A 2,938-nucleotide genomic window follows, 5' to 3' on the forward strand; every position below is an offset into this window, starting at 1 on the left:
AACTTCGACAGGATTATGTGAATGTGTCTTTTTTCTTGTCATGTAACTCTCCCCTTATAACGTGATTATGTCGTATCTTATACTATCCTATCTGTCCATTATAAGGGGGGCAACCACTGGCACTATCCGTATTTTGTCGTATTATTCCGAGATGCTTCGAGCAGTCGAGTAGAAGGGGATCTCTTTAACTTCCGTTAAATTGTATCCCACAACCCTCTCAGAACCGTGCTTGCGGAACTACCGCACACGGCTCCTCTTATTACCATTTACAGAATATAGTTAATCTCATCTCTAAGTTCATAAATACTTACTTTCACTCTAGGTCTAGGAAGTGGGTGTTTCTTAAGAAACAGTTCGAATTTATCCCAGTTACAGGACCGTTTCTGGCTTCTGCGATTCAACCACATGAATAGGAAACCTCTTATCTTATCTCGGAAGTTATCAACTGTAGGAGTATTGTCAGTTATACAATAATAATTATAGTATCCAGTTAAAGATCGTCTTAGCTTTTCCATAATCATTTGTACATCCATGTGTCGATTGGCTTTCAGCCATTCCTTACATTGTTTTAGTTTTCCACTCATTTTCTTTCTGCTTGTCTTCCGTTTTACTCGGAAGTGTCCATTTTGACTTTTACCGCAGTAATGAGTGAATCCAAGAAAGTCAAAGGTATATGGTTTCTTCTTTCCTTCTTCTCTACTTTGTTTAGTAGCGAATCTTCCAAATGGGATAATCTTCGATTTATCTTCTGCAATTTCTAGTCCAAATTTAGCCAATCGCTGTTTTAGTGAATGAAAGAATTGGTATGCTTCTTCTTTAGATTGAAAACAACAGACAAAATCGTCTGCATACCTTACCATATAAGCTTGCCCTCTACATTTCTTTCTAACTACCTTTTCAAACCATAGATCTAAAACATAGTGAAGATAAATGTTTGCTAGAATCGGCGAAGCTAGCCCACCCTGAGGAGTTCCCTCTTCTGTTTGATAGAGCCTTCCCTCTTCCATGTATCCACCTTTTAAGAATCTTGCAATCACCCTTAATAGGTTCGGATCATTGATTCGGTGTTTTAGAAATTTCATCATCCATTTATGATCAACATGGTCAAAGAATCCTTTAATATCCACATCGACAATATAATTCGTGTATTTTCTTTCGACATAGACATTTAAGATTTTCAATGCATCATGGCAGTTGCGGTTGGGGCGAAATCCAAAGGAAGAATCAAGAAAATCTTGTTCATATATCGCGTTTAGAATCTTTGCTAACCCCTTTTGTACGATTTTATCTTCGTATTCCGGAATCCCAAGTGGTCTTTTCTTTGATGTTCCCGGTTTAGGGATGTATGTTCTCCTTACCGGAACCGGACGGTAGCTTTTCTTCTTCATTCTTTCTACTAGTTTTTCGACGTTCTCGTCCAAGTTTTCTGCATACTTTTCTTTGGTTATCCCTTCGATTCCAGTTGCTTTCTTCGCTGCCAATTCGTGATGACATTGCTTTAACATGTCTTTATCCAATAAATGGGCCAATGAAGTAAATTTCATACTAGGATAAGCTTTAGCTAGTTCTGCTATCCTTTCCAGTTTCGTTTCCATTATTTCGTCTACCTCCGAGTGTAGATAATGTTTCCCTATTAAGGACGATAATAAGTAACAGCCTTTCCTCCATCGGCATTACCCGACTTCATTAGTACTACGCTGTTATCCGACTTCCTGCTAGGCATTTGGCTTCCTCGCTTTATTATCACTTGTACACCATACTTTTCACCGTAAGGTGAAAAGACCTGCAGGATCTCCCAAGTTGCCGTCATATATCAATGTCTTACGTGCCGAGGGTCATCGACTCCGGAGAAGCTCTTTCCCTCTTGCCATTTCGAAGAAAAGAATGTTGCTTTCTATACTGTCAAATACATCAGCCTTCTCGTTTTGGTATTTCGGAGCTATATCCTTCAACCTTAATTGGCTTTCGGCCCACAATCTAACTGTCTACGCTTAAAGGCGCCGGTTACCCGACACCCTCCAAGACTCGCTACGAGTGAGTGGCTAACTCTTGCTCGACGGGAATCACACCCGCTATATATGACGACCTAAGCTTGGCCGCACTGACAGGCACCTAAATTAATAGAGACTTATAGCTTTTCTGTCCTTTGGCTTATTGAGATAAGTAAAAGTGACTGTCACCACCCGAAACCACCCGTATTTTGTCAATGATGTCGACATACTCCGGGGAGTGACAGAGGTACTTAAACACTATGCATGAAACTCAGGCTCTTTGGGAATAAAAATAACTATGTATATGTTTATACAGTTTGATTTTTTGACAGAAAAGGGGCGATCGCATGGATAAAATTGAAGTAGGCGAAACTTTTACGATTAGCGACGAAAATGATCAGGAACAGGAAGTCGAAGTGCTAGCAGAGATCAATATTGAAGGTACACAATACATTGCCGTTAGCTTTGTCGAGGACCTTCAAGGTGATGAAGGGGGAGACATTGACATCTTCTTTTTAAAGGTAAACGAAGATGATGACTTTACAGCCATTGAAAGTGACGAGGAATTCGATAAAGTCTCCGCAGCTTTTGATGAAATAATGGAAGAAGAGTAATCCATACGGAGGGGACGGAGGGGGACCGTTCGAGATTTAGAAATAATCTTTTTCACCAGTCCCGGACGGTTCTTGCGCTTCTAAAGCTAGAGTTTTCTACAGACATGCATGCTAAAATTGTAGAAACAGAAGAGTCAAAAGCCTATTTCAGTTGAAGTTGCTACCCATAGTCTTGCTCCAATGATTAAAACCCCAGTAAAGATCCTTAAATAAATCAGTAGCATTGCATAAATAAATTCTACTAATGTCAAATCACTGTTTTTTAGTCACCTGTACAAGTCTGAACATTCAGAATTTTTGTTGTTCAGGTCAAAGTGAAAAAAGGACAACAGG

At 39.7% G+C, this 2,938-nt stretch carries 3 protein-coding genes; 1 reads left to right on the forward strand and 2 read right to left on the reverse strand.

Annotated elements, in window-relative coordinates; translation table 11 throughout:
- Positions 1-266: 266 nt before the first annotated feature.
- Both ltrA and AC1FXP_RS23270 read right to left on the reverse strand, forming a co-directional pair.
- Positions 267-1,595, reverse strand: a complete 1,329-nt coding sequence (gene ltrA / locus AC1FXP_RS23265; protein WP_480064303.1) for a group II intron reverse transcriptase/maturase — start codon at positions 1,593-1,595, stop codon at positions 267-269.
- Positions 1,596-1,633: 38 nt separating this feature from the next.
- Entirely contained in the window at positions 1,634-1,810 is a 177-nt protein-coding gene (locus AC1FXP_RS23270) for a hypothetical protein (protein WP_480064304.1), read from the reverse strand.
- Between the two features lie 528 nt (positions 1,811-2,338).
- Between AC1FXP_RS23270 and AC1FXP_RS23275 the strand changes: the two genes are divergently transcribed.
- A complete protein-coding gene (locus AC1FXP_RS23275; RefSeq protein ID WP_480064305.1) occupies positions 2,339-2,605 on the forward strand; it encodes a DUF1292 domain-containing protein in 267 nt (88 codons plus the stop codon).
- Positions 2,606-2,938 lie beyond the last annotated feature (333 nt).

The sequence above is a fragment of the Halalkalibacter sp. HAAS-P013 genome (genome assembly GCF_056619925.1).

Excerpts from the sequence above, each read along its gene's own strand:
- AC1FXP_RS23275 (WP_480064305.1), top strand. The coding sequence starts at position 2,339 with ATGGATAAAATTGAAGTAGGCGAAACTTTTACGATTAGCGACGAAAAT.
- ltrA (WP_480064303.1), bottom strand. The coding sequence starts at position 1,595 with ATGGAAACGAAACTGGAAAGGATAGCAGAACTAGCTAAAGCTTATCCT.
- AC1FXP_RS23270 (WP_480064304.1), bottom strand. The coding sequence starts at position 1,810 with ATGACGGCAACTTGGGAGATCCTGCAGGTCTTTTCACCTTACGGTGAA.